Annotated in this window: 1 protein-coding gene; it reads right to left on the bottom strand. The window is 69.8% G+C overall.

Going from position 1 to position 1434, the window contains the following annotated elements; translation table 11 throughout:
- Positions 1-24 precede the first annotated feature (24 nt).
- Positions 25-1182: an IS110 family transposase gene (locus tag E1264_RS42585; RefSeq protein ID WP_132183250.1), complete on the bottom strand. Its 1158-nt coding sequence runs from the start codon at positions 1180-1182 to the stop codon at positions 25-27.
- Between the last annotated feature and the right edge of the window lie 252 nt (positions 1183-1434).

Below are 1434 nucleotides of genomic sequence, written 5' to 3'. Positions count from 1 at the left end.
CGGGGTGCCTCTGTATTTGTCAAGTCACGGTGGTGCGGGCGTGGGGTCGCCGCTGGCGGGTTCGGGAAGTGACTTGTCCGAAGAGCCGGCTGTCGGGGTTGAGCCGGTCGCGCTGGATGGCAGAGTCGCCCCCGAGTGTCCTCCCGAGCCCGTCGGAGTGCGGTGTCGTTCGTCGCTGGTCATGACGCGCCAGATGTGGTCGGTCAGGCGGCGTTTGAGGCACCGTTTGGCTTCCTTGGGGGTCTTGCCTTCTGCGATCTTGCGGTCGTAGTAGGCGCGGCCTGTGGTGCGAGGCATGCGGATCTGGATGACGGCGATGGTGTGCAGTACGGCGTTGAGCTGCCGGTCTCCGCTGCGGGAGAGCCGGTGGCGGGCTTTGCCGGCGCTGGCGATCTCGATCGGTGCGGTGCCGCAGTAGCTCGCAAAGGCGGCGGGGGTGGGGAAGCGGCCGACGCGTCCGGTGCGCGCGATCAGCCGGGCGGCCATCACAGGCCCGATCCCGGCCGTGCCCATCAACGTGCTGCCCGCCTCGGCGACGGCCTGCCCGAGCAGTTGAGCGTTGGCGGCGAGTTGCTCATCCAGTCGGCGGATGTCGGCGACCAGGTCCCTGGCCAGTTGCTTGCGGGCGTGCTCGGCTGGCCCGGCCGGCCGGACGGTGCGTAGCAGGGCCGCCGCCGCCCGAGCCGACAGCTGGGCAGGTGCACCACCGGGCAGCAGGTCACGCAGCAACGTGTGCAGCTGGTTGACCGCACGCACCCTGGTTTGGGTGAGATTGGTGCGCCGTTCGTCCAGCAGCGCCAGCGCCGTGGTGTGGTCCTCGGCGTCCACCGGGCAGGCGTCACCCTGGGTGGCCGCGATGGTCGCGGCCGCTGCGGCATCGATCCGGTCGTTCTTGCGGCCTCCGCCACGGGAGAGCTGCCGCACTCGCGCGGTCGCGGTGGACGGCACGTCCAGGACCTCTTCCCCGCGGGCCAGCAGCCACTGCGCCAGATGCCGCCCCAGTCCGCGCGCGTTCTCAATCACCCACCGCCGTCGCGGCCACTGCCGACCCCACGCCAGCAACCGGCGATACCCGGCCAGCGCCGCATCGATCCGGACGGAGTCGATCGGCTGGTTGGTGGCGCTGTGCAACGCGGTCGCGGTGTGGGTGGACTTGTGCGGGTCAACACCGAGAAGAATCATCGAGCACGGTCTCCTGCAAGCGAGACGACACGGGAGCTGATCCGCGGCCGACACGCCGACTTCCGGAGCCCCATCACACCGGGGTCACGCCTCTGTTGAGTCAGGCCGCAGAGCGGACGCCGGGCGGGCGGCACACCCCGAGAGAGCCAAACTTCGGCAGGCACATCACGAGCCAACCCACCCAGCGTCCTACGGCACGCTACGGGCAGCTACCCCGAACACGAACCGAACCCAATACAAGTCGGCACATCA

Origin of the sequence: Actinomadura sp. KC216, assembly GCF_004348535.1 — a bacterium.
Lineage (GTDB): Bacteria > Actinomycetota > Actinomycetes > Streptosporangiales > Streptosporangiaceae > Spirillospora.
This window is presented reverse-complemented; position numbering and strand designations above follow the sequence as displayed.

Bases quoted from the DNA above. Each gene is read 5' to 3' on its own strand.
- E1264_RS42585 (WP_132183250.1), bottom strand. From the start codon at position 1,182: ATGATTCTTCTCGGTGTTGACCCGCACAAGTCCACCCACACCGCGACC.